We start from the raw sequence: 22,197 nt of genomic DNA on the forward strand, positions 1-22,197 counted from the left end.
GGCATTCTCGGGCGAAGCGACGGTCGCCCTGCGCGTGGCACGACTTTACGATGGAGCATGGAAGTATGCCGACCCGGCGGCACGACGCGCTGGTCAATATAGCTCACCATGGAGTTAGGCAGCGCCCGAACTCCTTGCGGGCCCTGCTTTGCACCCCCTCGCTATTCGACGCTTCCATACCCATATCCTGTGTGTCTGATCGGACCATCGGGCCAATTGAGTGCAACGCCCCGCGACAGGCTGCCGGCCTGAATAGGTCGCCGACAACAGGAGGATTCCATGCCACTTGCGCGCTTTCGAATCGATGAAGGACCGCACACGATGGACGGGCTCCGACTCATTGCACGGGATGGCAACAAGCAGGTCGAGGCATTCATGAGCCGGAAGGTGATGGACGTCTGGGCGGAATCCGTCGAGCATCTTGGAGGACGTCAAAGTCTTTTCCGAGATCAATACAATGCGCTTGGCAGACTGAACCTCCCCGCACTCCAACGGATTGTGCGCGCGAAATACGAGCGAGGTGCCGCGTTCAACCGCCAACATCCCTTCGTGGAGGTCCTGTTCTCTGACATTTCCGAAAGTGGCGAGACCTTGGATCTAAGTGAACTGGTTCGAGAAGCATTGCCCCCGGCATTTCATAGGCTGACCTAGTATCCTGAAGGCAGGCAGCGACCGAAGCGTATGCTTCCGGCTCGCCGGATTCGGCACATTTACTTGCGAGTGAGCAATATTGACCAGCAAGGCGCCAAGCCAGGTTTCAATATGACTTCCGTAGCTCTCGGTGAAGGAAAGTCAGCGCGCCGCCTGGCCATGGTCGATGTCATGTCGTCACTTCTGCGCAAGCGAACAGACAAACAAATCGGCTACAGCGTCTCGCAGCTCGTTCAACTGCGCCATCAGATGCTCCGGTTTGCTCGGTCGCTCCCCCCAGGACCTGACCGAAATCAGCGGCGGCAAATCGCGTCTTCCTTGCGAAGCCTTGCCAGACGCAAGCGGTGAACCGGCTGTCCCTGATGACGAAGTCAAGCATTGCAAGACAAGATAAAGTTGGGGGCCGCCAGCTCGTTGCCAGCCGTGCCAGGCGCGGTTCGACAAGCGGGCGATGCGCCTTACATCGGACGAGGAACGTACGGAGCGCAAGCGTCGACGGACAAGAGGCCCGAATCTCGCCCCGGGGGCTCGACCGCTTCGACCGGCCGAGGAAAAGGAGTGGTTCAGATGATGGTGCCAGTGAAAACCGAGGAGTTACCTGCGGGCGTGTTCGTGCTGGAGATCGATGGCCAGCCGATCTTAGCGCTCATGGCTGCCACGCTTTTCCAGGCCAGAGAACTCGGCCAGGAGCAATGGCTCCTAGAGGACTTGAAGCGAATGACGCTCGGACACAGACCGCTTTGGGATGGGACGTCTCCGATTAGGGTGCGTCGCGCCGATCCAGCAGAAGAAGTGTATTACGTCGACGCGAAGACGGAGAGAGCTGCGGACGACTCGCCTTTGGTCTATCTGGTTCGGCGCGACGATGAAGCGGATGCAAGTGGAGCCGTCACTCGTGGCACATTTCCGCCCAGTAGATGATATCGAGATGGCGTGGGGTCTCGTCGGTCAAGCGACATTGGGCGCGCCATGACAATGGCTGAGACGTCATCAGTGTGAACAGCAGTCAACTACAGCATCCCAGATGCACCGCCTCGAGATCGAAGATGTGACTTTCGGACGCGGAGTGGATCGACAGTTCGCAGGACGCGCGTCGCCAGTCGCGGGCTCTGATCTCGCCAGATCATTCCATTGAAGCGCGGCCAGCTTCCCGCTGGAACTGTCCCGGCGTTGGGGCCGTTCGAGATTGCATCAGATGGCTCGAGCGATATCCGGCAGCTGGTCATCTACACGGGTAGGAAATCATGATGTTCCTGATGGTTCTGATCTGGGCGACGCAGAACCGAGACGCTGCCCTGGAGCCAAAGCTCGACGAGTGCTCCTGGCCAGGGCCGCATTGCGCTTAGCAAAGATAGAAAACTGCACGATGATGCGTAAGGGAGGCTTTATGGCAAATGTAACCGAACGGAATAACGTTCACGTTCGTGGCGCGGGCGACCGGGCGATGGTCTTCGCCCACGGCTTCGGGTGCGATCAGAACATGTGGCGGTTCGTGGCTCCGGCGTTTGAAAGGGACTTCAGGACGGTTCTATTCGACCACGTCGGCGCCGGCGGATCCGATCTGTCGGCCTATGACTGGGCCAAGTATTCAACCTTATCCGGTTACGCCGACGACGTGGTCGAAATCGGCGCCGAGCTAGGTTTGAAGGATTGCGTCTTCGTCGGGCATTCCGTCAGCAGCATGATCGGCGTGCTGGCGGCGCGACAAGCGCCAGGCATGTTCGGCAAGCTCGTGCTCATCGGCCCTTCAGCCCGCTACATCGACGACGAAGGATATGTTGGCGGGTTCAGTGCCGAGCAGATCGGTGAATTGCTCGCGCTTCTCGAATTCAACCACATGGGTTGGTCAACACAGATTGCGCCGATGATCATGGGCAATCCCGACCGCCCGGAACTCGGTCAGGAGCTCACGAACAGCTTCTGCCGCACGGACCCCGATATTGCCAAAGCGTTCGCCCGTGTGACTTTCACCTCCGACAACCGCAAGGATCTCGCGGAAGTTTCCGTTCCAGTCCTCGTCCTCCAATGCAAGGAGGACATCATCGCCTCCCAGGAGGTCGGCGATTTCGTTGCCCGTAGTATCCCCGGCGGTCGAATGATCGTCCTGAACGCGACCGGGCATTGCCCGAACCTCAGTGCGCCCGACGAGGTCATCGCGGCGATTCGAGCCTTCGTCTCGTGAGCGTCTCCGGTCCAGACTTCGAGGACATGGTCAACAACGCCCCGTGCGGGTACGTCACCCTGCACCCGAACGGCCGCATTGAGCATGTCAACCCGACCCTGCTGGCGTGGAGCGGGCACCCGGCAGACCAGATGGTCGGCAAGCGTTTCACCGATTTCCTGACCATGCCAGGCCGCATCTACTACGAAACTCATATCGCGCCGCTGCTGCGGATGCAGGGCTTCTTCAACGAATTCGCTATCGACATGGTGACCGCTGCCGGTGAGCCGCTCCACATGATCGCCAACGCGAACGAGCGCCGCGATGCGGATGAAAAGCTGCTGCTGATCCGTCTTGCGTTGATCAAGGCGACCGACCGACGGCGCTACGAACAGGAGCTCCTCGCCGGCCGAGAATTGGCCATTGCTGCCGAAAGGGCGACGCAAGAAGTGCTGCTGCTCGAGCACGAAACCTCCGAACTGCGGGAACAGTTCATCGCCGTACTTGGTCACGATCTTCGCAATCCTCTCGCCTCCATCAGCGCCGGCGCGAGACTTCTCGGCCGTACCGTGCAGAATGAGAAGGAGCAGCAGATCGTCGCCATGATGCAGACGACGGTCATGCGCATGGCCTCGATGATCGACAACGTCCTCGACTTTGCACGCGGTCGTCTGGGCGGCGGCATTACCCTGGAATACGATGCGAAAGGACCGCTGGAGCCCGACCTTGCCCAGGTGATCGACGAACTGAGGCTGGCTTCGCCCGGTCGCGTCATCGAATTCGAGTTTGCCGTCGACGGGCCGGTAAACTGCGATCGCATCCGCATCGGCCAGCTCCTTTCCAACCTGCTCGGCAACGCCGTGACGCATGGCACGGCCAACAAGCCCATCACCGTTCACGCCGAGACGCGAAATGGATTGTTCGAGCTCTGGGTCGCCAATGCCGGTGAGGCTATTCCGCAAACGGTGATGGACAAGCTGTTCGAACCGTTCTTCCGCGGCAAGGCCCGTGCGAGCAAGCAAGGGCTTGGACTTGGGCTGTACATCGCCTCGCAGATCGCAAAGGCGCATGGGGGCGCATTGACCGTCGCATCGACACCCGCGGAGACCCGCTTTAGTTTCTCAATGCCGCTGGCGTAACATGCATGCTGCAATGGCCGCCTTTCGACGGCGCGGTCCTCAATCTTCTCCCAAGAGCGACACCGGACTAGCCTTCGAGGACGTGGCCCAAAGCTCTTAGCGGACGCACGCGATCGCTGACGATCTTGAGGATGGCCAGCATCGGAACAGCCAGGATCGCGCCAGGCACGCCCCACATCCAGAACCAGAACACCAGCGACAGGATGACCAGCACCGGGTTCAGCGTGAAGCGTCGGGCAAGCAACATGGGCGTCAGGGTTTCGCCTTCGGCGAGGTGGATGCAGAAGTAGAGGGCCGGCGGCAGCAAGGCCCACCACAAGCTGTCGAAGCTCAACATTCCGGCCAGCAGGAAGATGACGGTGCCTAACAGTGGGCCCAGAATTGGAACGTAGTTGAGCAGGAAGGCCTTGGCTCCCCACAACAGCGGGTCTCCAAGCCCGCAGAAATACATCGCAACCGCCGTTGCAATTCCCACTGCAGCATTCATGGCGGTGATTGTAAGCAGATAGGCAGATATGTCCGCTTCGATGTGCTGGGAGATGTCCACCGCCTGCCTCTTGTCGCGAAAACTTGGGAGGACCTCGACGATACGTCGCAGAAAAACGTCGCCTGCGACCAGGAGAAAGTAGAGCACCAGAACCGTGGTAAAAAGGCCGTCGATGACAGCCCGCGTTCCAGCGAAGAGCGCGCCGGTCAGGCCGAGATCGCTGCGGACCGAAACGATGGCTCCTTTCTTCTCGGGAGCGTCGGCGACGTGCTCGGCCTGCTGGATGACTTTCTGCAGCGCTTCGATCGGGCGCTTTAGAACGACCAAGTGAGTTTCGAGGCGAGGCAGGCCCTCCGGCAATTTCTCCGCCCAGGTCGCGGCAGGTAGCGACAAGGCTGCCACAAACCCCACGAGCGCTCCCACCACCACCAGGATCGCCAAGAGCGCTCCGATGGCACGGGGGAGACCTATACGCTCGAGCAGATGCACGACGGGGTGCAGAATGAGCTGCAGCACGAAGGCGAGCACCACGGGCAATATGATCGAGCTTGCCACATGCATGGCTGCCAGCACGGCCAGTGTTAGCAGACTATCGAGAAAGAACGTCTGCGGGCTGGACGGCAGCGGCATTTCGATATCGTCGGCCGCCTGCGGTGGCGAGGCAGCCGGTTCCGGTACGCCGACATTCTGCCCCGGGGACCAGGGGGGCTCATGCGGCAACTTTGACAGCGAGACCACGACGCTTTTCTCCATCCCGATCAAGGGGCCTGCCCCAACCCGCTGAGTCAGCTTCGCACCGGTCGGAAGGGCGCGATGCGGCTGCAGGAGCCTCTAGCCGGATAAGCAGTCGGTCCGGCTGGACGGTTCGGCCGCGGCGGGCCTCTTCGCCAACTGAAGAATGAGAACACGTGGCCCCGCCGGAGCGTTCCTAGGCGCTCGCGAACCGGTGCGGTGCATTCCCGCCAATGTCGGTCGCAGCAGCGGCTTCATCGATGGCCGCCATCAACCGAGCCGTGGCAGACTGTTGGATCATGTGCCCTGCCCCAGCGACGCGGTGCAGCTTGCTGTGAGCGATTTCGCCGTGAAGTCTGACCGATTGCTTGTTGATATCGATGAGGCGATCCTCATCGCCGGCGATGATGATGGTGGGCATCTTGAGTTGATCGTAGCTCTTCGACGACTCGAATGCAGCGGGGATCATCAACGTTGCCTCCGCCGCGCTGGCACGCATCTGTGACGGTCGCAACGCCAGCTCCTTGGGGAAGCCGACGAACTTGTCAGGGACTGGCCGCGGACCGAACATCTTTCGCAACATGGAAGGCCGCAAGAGGCGGCTGACGATCGGCGAGATCGTGTGACTGATCGCATCGCCCATCCCGGGTATCGAAGACATCGAAGATGCCGCCGAGTCAGCACGAACGGTTGGAAAATAGTAGCCTGATGCGAGCACCAAAGCTTCGACAAATGACGGATGTCTTGTCGCCAGCGCAAGAGCGACCGCCGCACCCCATGAATGTCCAAGCACGATCGCCCGCTGAACGCTCAGCCGATCAAGCGCCTTTCTGAACAGATCGGCCTGGGCTTCCGGGGTCCATATCACGTTCCGCGGCCGCGAGCTGTGTCCGAATCCGGGGCGGTCGAATACGATCACCCGAAACCGGTTGGCCGCCAGGTCGATCAAGCCGCTGGATTCAAAATCCTGGATCATGCTGCCGTTGCCGTGCAGGAGCACAAGCGGACGGCCGTTGCCGCGTTCCACGTAGTGCAGTCGGACGCCATCGATCTCCAAGAACTGCCCGCGAGGCGGGTTATCGCGTTCCGCTTTCTTGGCGACTCGCCCATTTACGATCGCCATGGCCCCGAGGAGGGAAGCCGCCCCGGCAAATGCCATAAGCGCAGGATGTCGCCGCAAGGCAGCGGTGTAGTCGGACTGGAGCGAGAGGGAGCGTGTTCGCGGGAGTGCCATGTGCAGTACCTCAGATGGTCTGCACGATGACTCAGGCAAATTGAGAAATGTTGCAGCTCATCCTCAACCATCGCCGCCGAATCTTCGTTCCAAACGTTACTTGGAGCGCATCGTTGTCGCTCTCGCCGGTTCAAGATTACTCTTACTGATCAGCCCAGCTGAAGGCAATAATGATGGCGTGGAACATGTCGACGTTGGTCTTGTTCAACATTGTTACTCTTGCCGAGAAAGCGACTGGATCAATGGCAAACAACAAAATCCCCAATGAGAAGCAGCCCGGCGAAAATCCGGAAGGTAAGTACCATTACAATCCGGGAAACATGGCTGGAAAAAAGCCCGGAGACGCGGAGCAGACTGACGAAAATCGGGACACCCCGGCTCGGCACAAAGAAAAGCCCGCCGGATAGGCCCGGCACCGCTCGCGACTTTGCCTTCGTCGGACGCGGAAGGAATCTGAAAGACCAATTGAGTCAGCCTTCCGAGAATCGGCTCATCGCAAGACGCGCGTCCGACGATGAGCCATCCCGGGTGGATGGCGCAAGCTGAGGGGTCAGTATCGCGCCACAGACCAATATGACAATCTCACGATGAGAGAGTCGTTCCTGTCAGATTGTCCGCCTCTGCCTCGGTTAGGGAAGAACTCAGCTGCTGGGCCTGATGCCGCGATAGGATCTATGGCTGGTGTGCTGTCGCTTTTAAGGAGCTATTCATATGAAAATGCCTGTTCACTCAATTGAAGAGCCCGAGCCGAGAGCACCACGTGCTGACAGACTGCCGACGGAGGGATTCGTGATCATCGTCGACGGGCATTTCAAGCCGATGCTTGATACTGCGGAAGCTGCCGAGTCGTCGGGTCGCGCACTTAAGTCGACTTACCCGATGCTCAAGATCGAAATCTATGACGCCGTGACAAAGGCCCGAACCTTATTGGGCTGAGAATCAACTCTCCCCGATAAGTGTCTTCGCTGCGCGCGAGCTCGGCGGTTAGAGACATGCAGGAGGAGGTACAGTCGGCTCAAACAGCCGCTGCATCTTTCGGACGATCTGACCGCCAAACGCCGCGCAACGAGCCGTTGCCCGGCATCACGGTTCAGACAAAACAGTTGGCCGCGCCAACTGGAACTGGAGCCATTGTCCGGCGCCCTCTCCGGTTGATCAGCTCAATACGAGCTTGACCTGCCCGCCCTCAACGGCCCCCGCCGCGAGAGCGTCGCGCGCCATCTTTTCGATGGCCGGCCAATTTGAGAGAAGGTACTTCTGCGCCTGCGCTTTCGTTGGGTAAGCGGTTTGCAAAACGCAGGTCTGACGCGCGTTTCCATTCGCGATCTGGAAGGATACTTGTTGGGGTCCTTCCTGAACCTCTCGCTCGGTGGGCTCGGGAAACTTGCGCATCTTGCTCCTTCACTGGTTGTCGAAAGACTTCGCTCGCATGGACTGAACGCCACGTTACGATGACTGTCCAAGCCTAATCGACGCAAGCCGCTGCCCGTGGCCCTCACGTCTTACGACGGGCCTTGGTCCCAAGTCAGTTACGGACGTATTACGAACCGCATCTGTCAGCATTTGACGGAGTTCAGCCTTCGTCTTGTGCGGTTGCCGCGCGCTGGATTTTTGCCATTTGGTCATTCATCTCATATGGGGACGCCGGCAAAAGATGCCACTTTTTCGTTCAAGCTGGATTCCGACGGCGACGAGCGGCGTAGGGAAACCGGCTGCGCGCACATTGCGAAGCGCCATCTTCCTTGCGTTCTAAAAAACAAACCCGCAGCCGTTAAACCGGTCGCGGGTTGCGAAGCCAGAGGCCCTGCCAGTACATCCGTGGTCAAAGCAGCATGGCATCCTATGCACGCTTACGCGACGCGCAGATTCTCTGCTGCGGACTTGCCGGTCCGGCGGTCAGCAACGACGTCGAAGGACACCTTTTGTCCTTCATCGAGACCGCTCATGCCGGCGCGTTCAACCGCGCTGATATGAACGAAGACGTCTTGGCTTCCTTGGTCTGGTTGAATGAAGCCGAAGCCTTTTTGGCCGTTAAACCACTTCACAGTTCCCGTATTCATGGGTGATCTTCCTTTGGGATAGATGTTCGGAGCCGCGCTCGAGCGCGCAGCAAGCTAAGCGAGATCTGGAGGGAGGTCGTCAGTCAGGCGCGCTTTAAGCGGCAAGGCCAAGTCGTTCGGCCGAAACTCGATAATTACCAAATGGCTATTGCTTGTTCGTTCCGCAAGTGGCCGTGGTGAGGGAAAGCCCGTGTTACTGCAAACACAAGGGGAGCTGGCAGTGGCCCCTTACGGGTCAAGCACACGCGCTGTCCGCCGATCTGCTGACAGCCGGACTCTCGAAGGGAACAAAGGGTGAGAAGGCGGTTTGAATCTGGCGGCAGAACCAGGAGACTGGGAGCCGCGAAGAAAAGCCGTTCGGTGTAACGCCCGGCGGCTTTTGTTTGATGGGCATCTCTCGATGCCTGTGACGTGTCGTCCCCCGACGCAAGCAAGGGCACCGAGTTGAGAGCACCTCACTGGGTTCTGCATGTCCAAGCGACCTCGCCGCACTTTTCCTCTGTGCGCAACCAGGACGGAGGAACACTCCGCCCCCAGTCGGTTTGGCTCCCCAAGCAGCATTGTTGTGATGCGGTGCTTTAACACTCGCGCGAATCGGAATTGGCATGGCTTCCGTCATATTGGGGCTGAACAGATACTTCGCATTGATCGAGCGTCGAGTGCCCACGAAAGTGGGGACTTTCATTCGCTGGCTGCGAGAGCCATCCAAATTCTGGATCCGTGTCATTGTCGCGGGGATATTAATTCTCGGGGGCATCTTCAGCTTCTTGCCCCTCTTCGGCCTCTGGATGCTCCCCCTTGGACTTCTTCTTATCGCGCAGGACATGCCGATCCTGCAAAAACCTCTCCTTGCCGTGTTGCGTTGGATCGAGATGAAATGGAAGCGGCTCAGGCGACGTTTCAGAACGAGGCCGCGGCCAATTGTGGCGAAGCAACCGGAATGACGCGACCGCTCCGCCCGCGGCTCTCCGTATTTGGAACGTTGTGGTTAAGCCGGGCTTGGTCCGGCAGGAGGTCATCATGACCAAGACATCAGACCACGGCATCATGCGCGTCCGCGGAGAAGATCAGCCGGCAGACAAGGAGCGGGCGCAACTGGCTCAAAAGATTGAGCTCGGCCATACACCGCCCGTGATCAAGGAAGAGGCGAACGACCGGGACTGAACGCAATGATCGTGAGCCGGCGCGCGGGGCCTGCCAGCAGGATCCGCGCGCAACATCATGCTGCTTTCTGATGCTGCTCGAACGCAGCGACCTCCCGTTCCTTCATTCGGGAGCCGGTAATCCGGGTGTGGACAGCCATTCGCTGATTTGAGCCCCGGTCTCCGCCTGCCGAGCTTTGCGGATGGTTTGTTCCCGCTCAACACCTGGCGGAAGCGATTTTGCCTTTTGACGAAGGGCTCGCCCATGCTCGGCTAGGCGTTCTTCAAAGGAGGTGGTTTGGTTGATTCGGCGTCGCTGCATAGCGTGCTCCTTTTCCCAGGGAAGGCGGGAGCGCGACAGCGTTCTCATCACCGACAGATACCGAGGGCCGCGCGGCGATGCATCAAGCGTAGCAATTTAAGGTGCGACGCGCTGGTCAATATTGATCAGGTGGTAGAAGCTGGTGAGACCCGCGCTCGGCGCCCGCAGGATCAACGCCCCCACAGGAAATGCGAAGCGCGCGAGCACAGATGGGCATCGGAGCGACGCCGGCGCCAAAGGCGTTCAGCAACCCGTTGTGCGGACAAACGCTCCTCACGATCAGGCAGCAAGCTCTCGGAGCGTCGAGATGATCGCCTCTGACGGGTATGGCTTGCGGAAGAATCTTGCCCCATCGGGTAGCTCAGAGCCTTCGACCAGATGGGCGGAGACCACAAGGAGCTGGATCGGTGGCCATCTTTCGCGAACGGCTTCCACGAGCCCAATCCCGTCCATCGAGCCAGGCATCCTGACATCCGTAAAGACCACGCAGACATCCTGTCGGGTTTCAAGAATCTTGATGGCCTCATCGGCATTGCCGGCAAGGAGCGGATGCAGCCCCGCATCCTGGACGATGTCGTTCGCCATCAAGAGGAGCATCGGTTCGTCCTCGACGATCAAGTTGCAACTGCCGCGAGGAGAGCTTTGCTCTGGCATATCAGCTCTTTCTAATGCAGGAGACGCCACCCGGTCGGACATCAAGCGATGGCAGCAGCCGACGTTCCGAATGGCCGATTGTTTCTGAGCAGTCTTTGCATCGACAATGCGGCTGACGGTTCCAAGGGTTCACCATGAGGCGCCGCCACTTCCGCCGAATGAGCGTGGAAGTCGCCCCGTCGGCAATGTGCGTCTGGCGACCCTGCCCGCCCATCGCCGCAGGGTGAGCGCGTCGAACGCCACCACCCCTTCCCCTCAGAGCATGACCGTCACCTGTGAGGCAGTCGGATCGAAAAGCACGTGCCTGTTTCTTCGTTGGATGCCACAGAGATCTCGCCGCCATGGGCTTCGACGATCAATTTTGCGATGTAGAGGCCAAGGCCGAGGTGGGTACTGTGCTCTGGCGGACTTCCGTCATCGTGGCCTCGCGTCCAGGATTGGAAGATTGATTTTTGCGCTTCAAGCGGGATTGAGGAGCCGAGATTGTGCACGTTGATGGTCACAGCATCGGGATCGTTACCTGCGACGGTCACTGTGATGGGCGTCGCTACGTCGCCATAATGGACCGCGTTGCCCATCAGGTTGGACAGCACCTGTCCCAGGCGGGCGCGGTCGCAGGAAACCAACGGATCGCCCTTCGTTGCGACTTGAAGTTTCCTATCTGCGTTGACGGCGCGAAACTCATCCGCGATTTCCTGGCACAGAGCCGCAACGTCGTTCTCGGTCTTTGTAACGGGGATTTGAGTGCCGATGGAAGCGTGTGAGATCGAGCAGATCGTTCAGAATTCGCGTCGCCCGCCCTGCGGCCAGCTTGATCTCCGAAACAACCTTGGCCTGCTTCGCGTCGGTTGTCCCCGATCGCTCCATCCACTGAGCGCCCATTGAAACGGCGCCGAGAGGATTGCGCAGGTCGTGGCCGAGGACGCCCAGAAACAGGTTGCACGAGTCATTTATCGTCTTGGTATAGTGGGCCACCGACTCCGTCACGGCCTGATCGATCGCTTCATTGAACCGCGTCAAGTCCTCAATATCGGTGTCCGCAAGGCTTCGATGATGAGCAACCCACTGCTTGACGACGCTTGCGCGAAGCGCCCGGTATTCCGAGATCATCTGGTCGATGTTAAAGCCGTCGGCCAGACGCAGAGCGGCATGGAGCTCAGCCGCGCTTTGAGAAAAGGGGCTATCTTTCGGGCCGTCGCCTCGCGATTTATCAAATCGCTCCCGCGGGGTTTGTGCGGTTTCGAGGTCGTCCGCCACAAACCTAAGAAGATCGAAGATATGATCTTCCAGAGCCAACTTCGTCATCCGATCGCTTGCCGGTGACAGAGTTCGAGCGAACTCCATCCATTCCTTCACGATCGGAGCCTGGTTCTATCGAATGAAGTCAGCCAGGCGTTCGTACTTTGGCCGCTCAGTGGAATTGCTCAAAGCCGCCCCCAAGTAGATGACGCGAGCCCTAGATCGAGCAGGCACAAGCCCGCTGCTCGCGAATGCCGTGCCCTTCCGAAGCGCCGAGCCTAGAGTATAGCCACTGGCTCCCGAGCTGTCACAACTGGCTCCGCCAGCGGGGAGAACCGCGCGACTTTGCGGCCGGAACCTGCGGTACAACGGTCGTTTGGCACTTGCCCTGCAGGACGCGGGGATATCGGAAAGCGATCGTTCCACTCACGTCGCGGGCAGGACCCGGCGCACCTCTGCGTCGATCTGTAGCGGATGCAAGCTACCACCACCATATTGGCCTAGGGGAACCGGCTTCAATGCTTGGTGCTCGAGTTCCGATGGACTATCGAAACGCAGAACAGCTGTTCAGTGCTCGAGCGCACTTCCACTGCCAAATCCGCCCGCTTGCTTGGGAAGACGGATTCCTGGGCGATTCCAGTCAAGGTTTGCATTGCTTTGACTTCGGCGGCTTTCAGATTGGGGAGGGGTAGACCTTCCTCGTCTGCAAAGAAATCGCGACCACTTTGGATGTCAAAGAAATACCGATTCATGGAGCGCTCCAGAAATTGAACACATATTAGTCCCGCCAATCGGTGCGTCGCTTGCCTGAAGACTCGGACATCGATGCGGCTGTCGTCCTGTCACACGATCAGCCTCAACTGTTCGATCTGTCCCGCCGGACCTTGCGAAATTCTTCGGGACCTTTCATCAGCCTGCTCTTCCGGCTTGCCCTGTCTTCGGATGTCGCACCCGTATCGGCCAGCCGGTCGAGCGCGTCAGAGGCAAGCTCCTTTGCGCGGATCCGAGGGCTCTCACGATTCGACTCTGGAGATTCGCGCATAGGCCGATCACGCAGCCCTTCGAGCGCCGTCTTCACCAGCAGTTGTACCGCTTCTGATCGGTTAGGCCTCTGCTTCTGGCTGAGCGCCCATGCGTCAACCTGGTCGAGAAGCTCGGGCGTCAGCCGAACCGCCCGTCCTTGCTCGGCTGTCCCCGCTGACGTCTTCCGCGGAACTGCTTTTGACCTGGACATCTCTGACATCATTGATTGGAGGGCGATAACGGCGATGCCGCGGGAGGAGAGGCGGGAATCCGGCCATTTTCGCTCCCGCCTCCAGCTAATGACCGCGGTCGCTTAGGGTTCCAGTGAACTCCTGCCACGACCGCCCGCTCATCGCACAGCTCCTTGCGCTGTTCTCAAACACGACCAGGGAGCGACGAAGTGCAATTGCCTTCCGGACCATTGCGACGGCAGCGCGTCTGACAGATCGACCGATTGATATCATCTCTGCCTGAAGGACAGCGTGCACCTCCGGAGCTGCAATAGCCACAACTATCTCGACCTGGCAGGGAGCGGACAGACCTTCGATTTGACGCTCGCGAGCCCCGATTTCACTGGCTATTCCCTGCTACGAAGCGCAGCGTCATCCGAACGAAGAGGCTGGCCTTGAACGGAAACACGTTCAGCAGCGAAACCGGTTTTGCAGAAGGGCGCCGTATGACGGATGTCACCAAGGAAGCCCTGGATGGTGCCGCTGCGCGGCATCTCTCTGCTGGCTTCAACTTTCGTGCCTATACGCCGGACAAGATCGCGTACGATCTTATTCGTTGGGATGAGGAGTTCAGACACGCCAATTACACTCAACTGGTCGTAGCCGTGACGCTCTGGCAAAGTAGTTTGTCTGGCTAGCGCAAAGCCAAGAAGGCTCGTCGCGCGGCCTGAACGTGCGGTCGAAGCAGAGCGCAACGTCATTTACACGGTCAATCCGAAGATATAGGGTATGGCTAGAGGTTGGCAGATGCTCACCTTGAAGCTGCCCAGGAAGCAGCGACCTCCGAAGTCGCCGCGCGTCGTCGTAGTAGCAGCTCACGTGCCATCGGAAGGCGCAATCATAAAACTGGATTTTACCAACGTGCGTCAGCAGCGCCGGTGCACGTCCTCATGCGCTCACGAAAGGCAACCATCATGAAGCTTCCTGCAATATTACAAGGCGAGGCGCGGACCCGTTTCCTTCAAGGAATTGCTTTCGGCGCGGTGGCGACGATGGCGATTGGATTTGCCTGGGGCGGTTGGGTCACCGGGGAGTCCGCCAGGGTCATGCGGGTCTCGGCGGAGACCAGTGGCCGGATGTCCGTTCTGGTACCGCGGTGTGTCGCTCAGTTTACAGCCGCGGACGGCGCTCTCGCGAAGTTCAAGGCGACCGGCCCTTATTCCAGAGAAAACGTCGTCAGCGAATTCGTGAAGAGTGTGGCGTCCACGAGCATGGACTACTCATTCGCCAAGGCTTGCGCCACCGGCAGCGAGACGGAGATTGCCAAGACAGCGGCCAAGACCTGATTCCCATTCGGGAGGACAACAGATAGGGCCAGTCGCCCTCGATCGGGCGATCGTCTTTGACCACACCATGCGGGATGGATTCGGCATTCTGGCGGGAAGCTGTTGGACGATTGGCACCTTGTTCAAATTGCCGCCGGCGCCATAAGCCGCAGCAAAGTCATTAGTGAGGCAATGTCCGTTTGGACGCCCGAGAAGACTGAGCGAACAAGCCAAGGCAGACGCTGACAACGACAATTTACAATCCACCACACTATGGCGGCCTGGCCGATACGGCGCTGGTACCGAAGCCCGCGACAAGTACGACACGCTTTTAATCTTCATCACAGAGCCAAGGACGAGTGCTAGGCTCTCCCCATCGCCTTGTGGCGAGATGGTCAAATTTGCTCAGATTCGGTACCGCCGTAGATGTTAACAAAACCTGTCACCGCGAGGCCCTAGGCATTTATCGGTGATGAGAACGCCATCAGTCGCTCTCGCCTGCCTGCTCGTCCTATAAAACGGGAGACGGTGATGCAAAATGGGGCCGGACCTTTTTCAGAGGCTGAGCTGACGATCGTGGAGCGTTATAAGCTCTGAGGACATGGACTTTCCCGAGATCCTCGATTTTCTTGAAGAAATCGAGGACGAGATCAGACGACGGGGTGCCCCCGAGGGAGCGACCGATCGAGAGTAGCAAAAGTCACTTACCAGACCGACCAATTTGCCCTTTGTACCAATGAATTGTGCGACATATCCAATCGTCGATTTACTCAAACGCTCTGACTGGGAGCGGCTTGATGTCCAACGTCGATCTCCTCACGGTGGCAGAACGCGTCCAACTCTTGGTGAACGCAATCAACGGCGGTGCCACGTACCAGTTGCGAAATTTTTCACACCGGCTCAAGCCGCGTGGCTCATCACTGAAGTCGACCCAAACGAGCCCGATCGCCTCTTCGGACTGTGCGACCTCGGTCAGGGGTGCCCGGAACTCGGCTACGTCTTATCTTATTCGATCTGTCGCCTGAGGCAGTTCGTGGGGATCTCAGGGAGTGCGTTTCCTGGTCCGGCGCCGCGTCTGTCCCGCGGCCTTCAAGATGGCGGGTAACGTCGGCGGCACGTCATCCCGGCATCCGTACTCGAACACAATCCCCGGCGGAGACTCGAACCTTCCTTGATGCCGTCGACGTTCACCCCAAGACGCTTGATCTTGTCGTACAAGGTCTGCTTGGGGAGGCCGAGCAGCGCAGCTGTTGCCTGGACGTCGCCCTGCTTGCGGCGCAATGCATCCTCGATGATCAATCGTTCGATGTTCTCGAGCTGGCGAGGCAACGAGACGTCCGCGCCGCCAAGGCCGGATTTGTTGATCGTCTTGCCGTCGAGCACACCCAACACGAAACGGTCGGCGGCATTGCGAAGCTCGCGCACATTTCCCGGCCATGCATAAGCCAGCAGAACAGACGTCGTCTGCTCGTCAAGGATGGGCGCGTCGCGCTCGAACCGCCTGGCAGCTTCGGAGAACCATGGCGGCGATCTGATCCTGGTTCAGGGCCACAGTTCGCCCGGCATCTATGCGCGCGCCTTTCTCGAGGGGCGGCTCAGCGAGAAAACACACCGGCGGAGTTATCCGGAATATCGGACGGCCGCCGCGATGCGTCGCCGACGACCATTGACACGTTCGTCGCCATGTCGGGAAGGTTTTTCAGAGGCTGCGAGAGCGCCGACGCGATCAGATGTAGGCGTGCACCGCCTGCTAAGTATTGGCAAAAACCCGCAGGCGCCGTCTTGCACCAGCTTCCGCCGATCTTCCGAACAAACCTGATTCCGAACCCGCGTCCCGGAGATGGCAGGGTCCTCAACTCGCGCCAGCAGCCTCGGTCCGCTAACTCTTGGGGTACAGCGCAGAAATCGCGGGTTGCCAGGGAAGCAAATCGAGCCCGACATCCTTGGCGTGTTCCAATTTGATGGGCCCATCTGAAGAGCGGCGTCGCAAGGCAAGGCACTTGCCCCTGACTGCGGTTTGATGGCCCCTCACGCAGAAACTGCGGTCAAGACAAAGATCGGCACCAAAATGGCCGGCGCTGATTCCGCTCCCTCGTTGTGAGTCGCGCTCCCTAGCCGAAAGCAGCAACCGTGACCCGCGTGCTTGATCCGCGTTTGCGTCCATCCTTTGCCGCAGCGGGTAAGGCTTGCAGTTATCGTCCCGGCAGAGCCGTGACTTCTCGGGGCGGCTTGATCCGCAAGAACGGATATGCGGCCAGTTCTTTCGAATGCCGCGCGAACATATCGACCCGTCTGCTCGTAAACTCCGTAATGACGCCCAAAAATTCAGTTGGTGACCTGATCGTCGCAAGTCTCAGGCTGAATTCAAAAGCGAATTGCGCGTTGGCCCCGGCTATCTCAAGAAGCTTCGCTTGATACGCCTGCATGTTTGCTGTCGGTAGAGCAAAGCCTTTCGTTGGATCGCTATCCGTCATTCTCTGGCTGCGGTCACCTACTAAGGCATCCGCCTCAGGCTCAATGATGGGAACCTGGTGTTTAGGATCATCATGAAGCTCAGGAGGCGGTTCGACCGAGTCTGCCGCAGCAGAGTGAAGTGAATTGTCTTTCGGGCTTCTAACAATGGCCTGCTTGTTCCGTTGGGCCCGCGCGGCCATTTTCGGGTTGCGGGCGCGCTTTGCCGCTGTCGCCGCTTTGCGTTTGCTCATCTGACGCTCCAAGAAAATGGGGGTGCGACCACAACGGTCATTTCCGAAAGGACAACAGGCTCTGTGACGTGGCGTTCCAAGCCCGTGCACTGTTGGTCGCATGAACTAAGATAAATCGCACGTTCTCTGAGCCGCCCCGAGAAGCCAGACTACCCACCGAGCGAATGCTCGAGGAAGAAGCGCAGCATTTCCCTCGTGGCATCCGGCCCTTGCGGGTCAGTGTAGGACCCGGCGGGGCTGCCGCCTGACCATGCGTGTCCCGCGCCATCGATGTTCCAGTGTTCGGAAGTCGCCCGACCGGCCCCGTCGATCAGGACGGTGCGAGTATAGGCATGGCCGTGGGGTACGCGTCCGCGCAGCACCCTCATCGTCGGCCTCGTTGCCCTGGCGGCCTGCTCGATAATCTGATCGCCATTCTTTGGATGCACCGTTGTGTCGCGATCGCCATGGAAAACGATGGTCGGCACAGAAGTTTTGCCGTCCGCAATTGCCTTGGAGCCGCCTCCCTGCCGCATGGCGACGAACGCGGAGGGAAGGTCGCTGGCGGCCCCACACGCCAGGCCTGAATGAATGCCGACGGCCGCGTATAGGTCGCTATACGTGGCGCCCATGATGGCAGCGGCGGCCCCACCGGCAGAGAGACCCGCGACGTATACGCGCTTCGGATCGATCGGATGGTCGCGCATGATCTGGCGGGTAATGCCGGCGATCATCGAAGGCTCGCCCTCACCGCGGCGCTGGTCACCGGTGCGAAACCAGTTCCAGCACTTCGACTGGTTGGCTCCGCTCGGCTGCTCAGGATAGGCCACGAAGCAATTCTGCTCTTCCGCCAGGAAGTTCATCCGGGTGCCGGCCGCGAAATCGTCGGGCGACTGGGTGCAGCCATGAAGCATGACGATCAGGGGAAGCCGTTGTCCCTGGCAGCGGCTCGGGATGAACAGCTTGTAGGTCCGGCTTCCCGCGGCGTTACTGAAGGTACCGGCGATAAACCGTGTGCCCTCGGGCACGATGTCCGATGGCGACAGAGGAGCGCGCGTAATCGGACTTCGCAGGCCAAGCCCGGAAAAATCCCGCATTCCGTCGAGCGGTAAGGAGCGTCTGCGTCCCTGACCAGAGCGGGCCGACGAGGCCTGCGGAGCTTCTCGCTCCTCGACGACGTCGGCCATGGCGTCGATGGTAAGCGGATCGAGCCGCGAGAGCGGAGCCTGAGAGGCGCTGCGCGACTCCGGTCTTGGAGCGCGATCGCCCTGGAGCATGCGCTGCAGCAGCGCGGTGGCTTCGACCAGTTGGCCGGCACGCGTGAGGCGGGTTGCTTCGCGGACTATGTCTTGATTCAGCATCGTTCACCTCGTTCTGTCGGCGAGAGCGGCCTTGACCGCGGGAGTGGCGTGTAGGGCCCCCAGCACCGAAACCGACGCGATCGTGGCGCGCGCCAACTCGGGAGTGACGTCCTGGGCGATGGTGGCTAAGCCCAAAACATTGATCTGCAGCATTTCGCCGGCGCGCCGCGCCGCTTCGAGATCCTCGCGTGTGTAGTTGCGCAGCCCGAGGTCCAAGTTCTTCCGGGCCGTGGATTGTCTGACGACCTCTACGTGTCGCTCGAGCTGGTTCCGGATTGCTGTCCGGATGAAATCGGTCCTGTTCGAATAGAACCCTTCCTGCACCATGAGATCGACATGACCGAGGTCGACATAGCCAAGGTTGATCGTGATCTTCTCGGTGTCGGGGGCCTTGGGTCGCAGCTCGTGTGCATTTCCGGCCATAGTGAAACATCCCTGCACCATCCGTCTGGATGGTGTGTGGATGTATCTAGATGCTCCCGGGCGCCTTTCAAGGGGTGGAGCCATCCAATAAACCAGGAGCTCGCGCAGGCGGACCGTCTCGTGGAGCGTCAGACAAATTCTGGCGAAACTCGCCTCCCCTGTCTTCGCAAGCCCGATGGCCCAGTTCGTTTAAAAAAACAGAAACAGGTTCGTCGTGCTCCCACGTCGCGGGCAAACCAAAATAGAAAGCACCTTAACCTTCTGAGTGACATGCTCAATGTCGCTCACCTTCCGCTTCCCGTGTCGCCGGATGGCCGGCTGCCCACGTTCGCTGAAGTGACCGGCTTTGATGCTGCATCAGCGTGGGCCCCGCCTTACGCCAGGGCAACAAGCGTTTCTCGGCGAGCTCGCTGTCCGCTTCGCAGTGGTCAGTGGCCGGCTCAGCTACCAGCACAACTTCACAACAACGAGCCCCGCGAGATTGAAGTTCTCGAGAGCGCCGCTTTCACCGATTTCCTCGACAAGTCCGAACCGCTCTGGGCCGACCTGTACGGTTGGAGAACCAACTAGGCGTCATTCCGGAGCCAAGGGCGGCAAACTCAGGATCACGGCCTCGCCATCGATCACAAACCTCTTTTGCCGGTTCCTCAGCGCGGCCTCAGGCCATCCAGAGTGCGGATGGTGACCATCTCACCGCAAGAGCAGCGGGCGTTCCCGTCCGGCCGTTGAGTCGGCAACGGCAGAGCCGCCTGTGCATGCAGTTCTTCCAGGCGGTCCAGTCGCGCTAGCTGCGCCAAGCCTCGTAATCGATCTCGGACCGCGTTGCCAGCCACCTCTGCCATGCCGCCTCGAAGCCGGCGCGGGACCTTGTCGAACGTCTCGTTAATGCCGCCGCGGTGCTTCCTGGGCTCGATCCCTGGAAGCCGCCACCGTGGCTCACGTAGGCAGAGCCGCCCTAGGACGTGCGGCGCGAGTAGGGGGATAGCAACAAAGTATGGCTTTGGCTGTTCACATGCATGGAAGCGCATCTGCTGCAGGTCACTACTGACGATGGCGAGTGCCGGTTTTGGTTAGCAGCCGGTACGGAAGAAGAGGCCGTTCAGCTCGTCTTGGATGCCATCCCTGAGGGATGGACCGCCAAACTAATCGATCGCGGGGGCACCGCCGGGGAGCAAGCTTCAGCGCTCGGCCTGACTGTTGGGCTCGCGCCAGGAGAAGCCCGCGAGGTAAGCAGAGGAATCGGGCTTAGCTGATACGCAGGCACTTCTCCGCCGCCGCGATCTGCGATCGGGGAAACTGACCAGATGAATTTTGAAGGTTTAGCCCACAAGGAGCGTCAGATGAGCGAACGACGTGAGCTATATCGTGATACCAACGGCGACGCTTGGTTTCTGGGACGCGAGCCGGCCAATGGACATGCTTTCATCATTCATCAGCCAAATGCGCCTCCTGGCGGCCGACTGACACACATTGAACTCGGCGATTTCTTGCGAAGTGAGCCGAAAGGACCCGAGCACCAGGCCCTTCTGCGCCTGATAGGTACGCTAGTGAACGTGCCACCGTACGCTTAGGGCGTACCAGCAGCGTTAGAGCGGCCTAGCACTCACATATACGGGCTGTTCTCCGAGACCATAAGCAGAGACGGATCGGATATCGGCACACCTTGCAGGTCAATCGAGGCGTTTGAAAGGATCTGCGTGCAGATACGTGCCATCAAAGTAATTGACGCCAAAGCGTCGATCACCAATCCAACGCTCTCTCCGCATTCGAATCTTCCTGAGCAGAGTTCGTGGCGGCCAACGCAAGCATTGACTAGCTGTTCCTATAGGATGCAAACGCTCCCTCACGCTTGGTGGCTGAAAACCTCAGTAAGGAAGAGCAGCGAATGGCCGGCGCACACGAAAATTGAGGGTCGGGGCGAGACGGGCCTTTCCAAGCCTCGCGCCATTTCGGAACAAAGATCCAAGAAGCCGTCTGCCCACCAGAAAGAGAGGGCCGCCCGGAGGCGGCTAGTTTTTGTCTTCTCTTCTGCTTATTTTTTGAGGGCGTCAGCGGCGTCCCGCGCTGCATCCTTCACATCTCCCGCCGCATTGTGGGCAGATCCCTTGGCCTTGTCGATCTTGCCTTCGGCTTCCATGTCCTTGTCGCCAGTGAGCTTACCGGCACCTTCTTTGATGGCGCCTTTTGCCTTGTCGGCAGCGCCCTTCACATGTTCGCGGTCCATGATCGTGTCCTTTGCTGTTGGGAGAGCACACAACGAAAGCGTTGCGCAGTGGTTCCTCCTGCGGAGGCCCGCTTAAGGCCGCCGGCGTCGGACGCCTCGGCATATTGAAGGCAAGCCACCACTAAATTCTCGTCGCCTGGCGGGCCGTTCTAACCGACTCGTGCTCTTATGGGGCGCGCCGGCCGGTCGCCGAGTGCGCGCAAGCGGATGGTCAAAATTGCTCAGACCTGGTCTGCCACAAGTGTTAACAACGCCCATCACCGTCCGGCTCATGGCTTCTATCGGTGCTGAGAACGCCAATTGCGCTCCCGCCTAACCGAACAGCGAGCACCATGTTCAAGCAATCATCGATATTTCAATACCGCTTAGAGGACGAGGCAATTGACTTGCGCAAGCAGGCTGAGGGTATGCCTCATGGCGTTCGACGCGACGAGCTTCTACGGATGGCCAACCGGATCGATAACTCGGTTATCGTCAATAAGTGGCTGGATTCACCAGGTCTGCGCGCTCCGACGTAAACCTACCAGCGCAGAGAGGCCGCCTCAGTTGGCGGCGTTTGGCCTTACGAGCCTGACATAGGTGGCGAACACCAGCCCGCGCGCGGAAGCGATTACCGCATGACGGCAGTCGGCCTGCGGCAGAAACTCGAATAGTTCACTAGCGGGAGCCGAAACAAGTGCTCGCTATCCAGCACCGAAAGGCGCACTGTCCGCCATCGCGCGGCCCTTAGCAATTACGGTGATGTGAACGCAAGTTCCGCTCCCGCTTGACCCGCAGCGGAGCATCAAACATGGCGGCTCGACGGCCCTCACACTAATCATCGACACTCGAATATCGCCTCGCACAGGAGGCGATCAATCTCCGCCTAGTCTACAGGTCAAGGAGTTGCCCGTTGGCGTTCGCCGCGCAGAGCTCTTGCGAAAGGCCAGGCACATCGATGTCGCAGGAGAGATCAACAGGTGGTTGACCTCGCCGGACTACAGGCGCCACCTTAAGCTTGGCTCTCGTTCGCGTGATGAACTTCTGCACTCCACGAAGAGACCAACCTATACCGGGATTTTACAGTCTCCCTCCCGGGCTGGTAAGCCGCCGCCTGCGCTTTATTTAAGCGGGCGGCGTTTTTGTTCTCAGGGGCCAAACGACCTCATCTCCTGCGGTTGCCCCAC

At 59.5% G+C, this 22,197-nt stretch carries 26 protein-coding genes; 12 read left to right on the plus strand and 14 right to left on the minus strand.

What is annotated here, in order from left to right:
• Positions 1-279 precede the first annotated feature (279 nt).
• From WN72_RS35935 to WN72_RS35950, 4 genes are all read left to right on the plus strand, one after another.
• The gene (locus WN72_RS35935) at positions 280-651 is read left to right on the plus strand and encodes a hypothetical protein (protein WP_014493191.1); all 372 of its coding nucleotides are present in this window, start codon (positions 280-282) and stop codon (positions 649-651) included.
• A gap of 567 nt (positions 652-1,218) precedes the next feature.
• Entirely contained in the window at positions 1,219-1,572 is a 354-nt protein-coding gene (locus tag WN72_RS35940) for a hypothetical protein (protein ID WP_014493189.1), read from the plus strand.
• A gap of 466 nt (positions 1,573-2,038) precedes the next feature.
• On the plus strand, positions 2,039-2,833 hold the full coding sequence (locus tag WN72_RS35945; RefSeq protein WP_028170265.1) for an alpha/beta fold hydrolase: 795 nt from the start codon (positions 2,039-2,041) through the stop codon (positions 2,831-2,833).
• A complete protein-coding gene (locus tag WN72_RS35950) occupies positions 2,830-3,951 on the plus strand; it encodes a PAS domain-containing sensor histidine kinase (RefSeq protein ID WP_092212462.1) in 1,122 nt (373 codons plus the stop codon). Before WN72_RS35945 ends, WN72_RS35950 begins: the two co-directional genes overlap by 4 nt.
• A gap of 67 nt (positions 3,952-4,018) precedes the next feature.
• On the opposite strand, the gene WN72_RS35955 is transcribed toward WN72_RS35950, so the two are convergent.
• Together WN72_RS35955 and WN72_RS35960 are read right to left on the minus strand one after the other, a co-directional pair.
• Positions 4,019-5,191 carry an AI-2E family transporter gene (locus tag WN72_RS35955; protein ID WP_092212464.1) on the minus strand — a complete coding sequence of 391 codons (1,173 nt, stop codon included), beginning with the start codon at positions 5,189-5,191 and terminating at the stop codon, positions 4,019-4,021.
• 175 nt (positions 5,192-5,366) lie between these two features.
• Positions 5,367-6,404, minus strand: a complete 1,038-nt coding sequence (locus tag WN72_RS35960) for an alpha/beta fold hydrolase (RefSeq protein WP_092212466.1) — start codon at positions 6,402-6,404, stop codon at positions 5,367-5,369.
• A 185-nt stretch (positions 6,405-6,589) separates the two neighbouring features.
• Here WN72_RS35960 and WN72_RS35965 point away from each other — a divergent pair, with 185 nt between their 5' ends.
• Positions 6,590-6,811, plus strand: coding sequence for a hypothetical protein (locus WN72_RS35965; RefSeq protein ID WP_141379027.1), 222 nt, complete (start codon positions 6,590-6,592; stop codon positions 6,809-6,811).
• A 382-nt stretch (positions 6,812-7,193) separates the two neighbouring features.
• Positions 7,194-7,340 (plus strand): hypothetical protein, encoded by a 147-nt coding sequence (locus WN72_RS35970; RefSeq protein WP_225895070.1) that lies wholly within the window; start codon positions 7,194-7,196, stop codon positions 7,338-7,340.
• A 219-nt stretch (positions 7,341-7,559) separates the two neighbouring features.
• Here the strand turns inward: WN72_RS35970 and WN72_RS35975 are convergent, their stop codons facing one another.
• Together WN72_RS35975 and WN72_RS35980 are read right to left on the minus strand one after the other, a co-directional pair.
• Positions 7,560-7,796: a hypothetical protein gene (locus tag WN72_RS35975; protein WP_092212468.1), complete on the minus strand. Its 237-nt coding sequence runs from the start codon at positions 7,794-7,796 to the stop codon at positions 7,560-7,562.
• Positions 7,797-8,254: 458 nt separating this feature from the next.
• Entirely contained in the window at positions 8,255-8,464 is a 210-nt protein-coding gene (locus tag WN72_RS35980) for a cold-shock protein (protein ID WP_014493181.1), read from the minus strand.
• Positions 8,465-9,069: 605 nt separating this feature from the next.
• On the opposite strand from WN72_RS35980, the gene WN72_RS35985 reads away from it, so the two are divergent.
• Both WN72_RS35985 and WN72_RS35990 read left to right on the plus strand, forming a co-directional pair.
• Positions 9,070-9,408: a hypothetical protein gene (locus WN72_RS35985; RefSeq protein ID WP_038936668.1), complete on the plus strand. Its 339-nt coding sequence runs from the start codon at positions 9,070-9,072 to the stop codon at positions 9,406-9,408.
• Between the two features lie 76 nt (positions 9,409-9,484).
• On the plus strand, positions 9,485-9,628 hold the full coding sequence (locus tag WN72_RS35990; protein ID WP_157785226.1) for a hypothetical protein: 144 nt from the start codon (positions 9,485-9,487) through the stop codon (positions 9,626-9,628).
• A gap of 102 nt (positions 9,629-9,730) precedes the next feature.
• Here WN72_RS35990 and WN72_RS47925 read toward each other — a convergent pair whose 3' ends face one another.
• The 5 genes from WN72_RS47925 to WN72_RS36005 all read right to left on the minus strand — a co-directional run bounded on the left by WN72_RS47925 (position 9,731) and on the right by WN72_RS36005 (position 12,573).
• Positions 9,731-9,928, minus strand: a complete 198-nt coding sequence (locus tag WN72_RS47925) for a hypothetical protein (RefSeq protein WP_014493179.1) — start codon at positions 9,926-9,928, stop codon at positions 9,731-9,733.
• A gap of 279 nt (positions 9,929-10,207) precedes the next feature.
• The gene (locus tag WN72_RS35995; RefSeq protein ID WP_100213765.1) at positions 10,208-10,546 is read right to left on the minus strand and encodes a response regulator; all 339 of its coding nucleotides are present in this window, start codon (positions 10,544-10,546) and stop codon (positions 10,208-10,210) included.
• 305 nt (positions 10,547-10,851) lie between these two features.
• Entirely contained in the window at positions 10,852-11,208 is a 357-nt protein-coding gene (locus tag WN72_RS47220; protein ID WP_014493177.1) for a sensor histidine kinase, read from the minus strand.
• 55 nt (positions 11,209-11,263) lie between these two features.
• A complete protein-coding gene (locus tag WN72_RS47225) occupies positions 11,264-11,938 on the minus strand; it encodes a histidine kinase dimerization/phospho-acceptor domain-containing protein (protein ID WP_244553653.1) in 675 nt (224 codons plus the stop codon).
• Between the two features lie 398 nt (positions 11,939-12,336).
• Positions 12,337-12,573, minus strand: a complete 237-nt coding sequence (locus WN72_RS36005; RefSeq protein ID WP_036043705.1) for a DUF6894 family protein — start codon at positions 12,571-12,573, stop codon at positions 12,337-12,339.
• 896 nt (positions 12,574-13,469) lie between these two features.
• On the opposite strand from WN72_RS36005, the gene WN72_RS36010 reads away from it, so the two are divergent.
• The 3 genes from WN72_RS36010 to WN72_RS47930 all read left to right on the plus strand — a co-directional run bounded on the left by WN72_RS36010 (position 13,470) and on the right by WN72_RS47930 (position 15,444).
• Positions 13,470-13,712, plus strand: a complete 243-nt coding sequence (locus WN72_RS36010; protein ID WP_225895071.1) for a hypothetical protein — start codon at positions 13,470-13,472, stop codon at positions 13,710-13,712.
• Positions 13,713-13,988: 276 nt separating this feature from the next.
• Positions 13,989-14,360, plus strand: coding sequence for a hypothetical protein (locus WN72_RS36015; RefSeq protein ID WP_014493173.1), 372 nt, complete (start codon positions 13,989-13,991; stop codon positions 14,358-14,360).
• Between the two features lie 715 nt (positions 14,361-15,075).
• Positions 15,076-15,444: a DUF2958 domain-containing protein gene (locus WN72_RS47930; protein WP_141379033.1), complete on the plus strand. Its 369-nt coding sequence runs from the start codon at positions 15,076-15,078 to the stop codon at positions 15,442-15,444.
• Here WN72_RS47930 and WN72_RS36025 read toward each other — a convergent pair.
• The 4 genes from WN72_RS36025 to WN72_RS36040 all read right to left on the minus strand — a co-directional run bounded on the left by WN72_RS36025 (position 15,429) and on the right by WN72_RS36040 (position 18,807).
• On the minus strand, positions 15,429-15,875 hold the full coding sequence (locus WN72_RS36025; protein WP_444979298.1) for an AAA-type ATPase lid domain-containing protein: 447 nt from the start codon (positions 15,873-15,875) through the stop codon (positions 15,429-15,431). The genes WN72_RS47930 and WN72_RS36025 overlap by 16 nt on opposite strands.
• Positions 15,876-16,531: 656 nt before the next feature.
• A complete protein-coding gene (locus WN72_RS36030; protein WP_014493171.1) occupies positions 16,532-17,044 on the minus strand; it encodes a hypothetical protein in 513 nt (170 codons plus the stop codon).
• A 149-nt stretch (positions 17,045-17,193) separates the two neighbouring features.
• A complete protein-coding gene (locus WN72_RS36035; RefSeq protein ID WP_014493170.1) occupies positions 17,194-18,384 on the minus strand; it encodes an extracellular catalytic domain type 1 short-chain-length polyhydroxyalkanoate depolymerase in 1,191 nt (396 codons plus the stop codon).
• Between the two features lie 3 nt (positions 18,385-18,387).
• Positions 18,388-18,807, minus strand: coding sequence for a CopG family transcriptional regulator (locus WN72_RS36040; protein ID WP_014493169.1), 420 nt, complete (start codon positions 18,805-18,807; stop codon positions 18,388-18,390).
• 1,304 nt (positions 18,808-20,111) lie between these two features.
• Between WN72_RS36040 and WN72_RS36045 the strand changes: the two genes are divergently transcribed.
• Positions 20,112-20,378: a hypothetical protein gene (locus WN72_RS36045; RefSeq protein WP_225895072.1), complete on the plus strand. Its 267-nt coding sequence runs from the start codon at positions 20,112-20,114 to the stop codon at positions 20,376-20,378.
• A 461-nt stretch (positions 20,379-20,839) separates the two neighbouring features.
• Here the strand turns inward: WN72_RS36045 and WN72_RS36050 are convergent, their stop codons facing one another.
• Positions 20,840-21,031 (minus strand): CsbD family protein, encoded by a 192-nt coding sequence (locus WN72_RS36050; RefSeq protein WP_028170261.1) that lies wholly within the window; start codon positions 21,029-21,031, stop codon positions 20,840-20,842.
• Positions 21,032-22,197: the final 1,166 nt, after the last annotated feature.

It is taken from the genome of Bradyrhizobium arachidis (assembly GCF_015291705.1).
Lineage (GTDB): Bacteria > Pseudomonadota > Alphaproteobacteria > Rhizobiales > Xanthobacteraceae > Bradyrhizobium > Bradyrhizobium arachidis.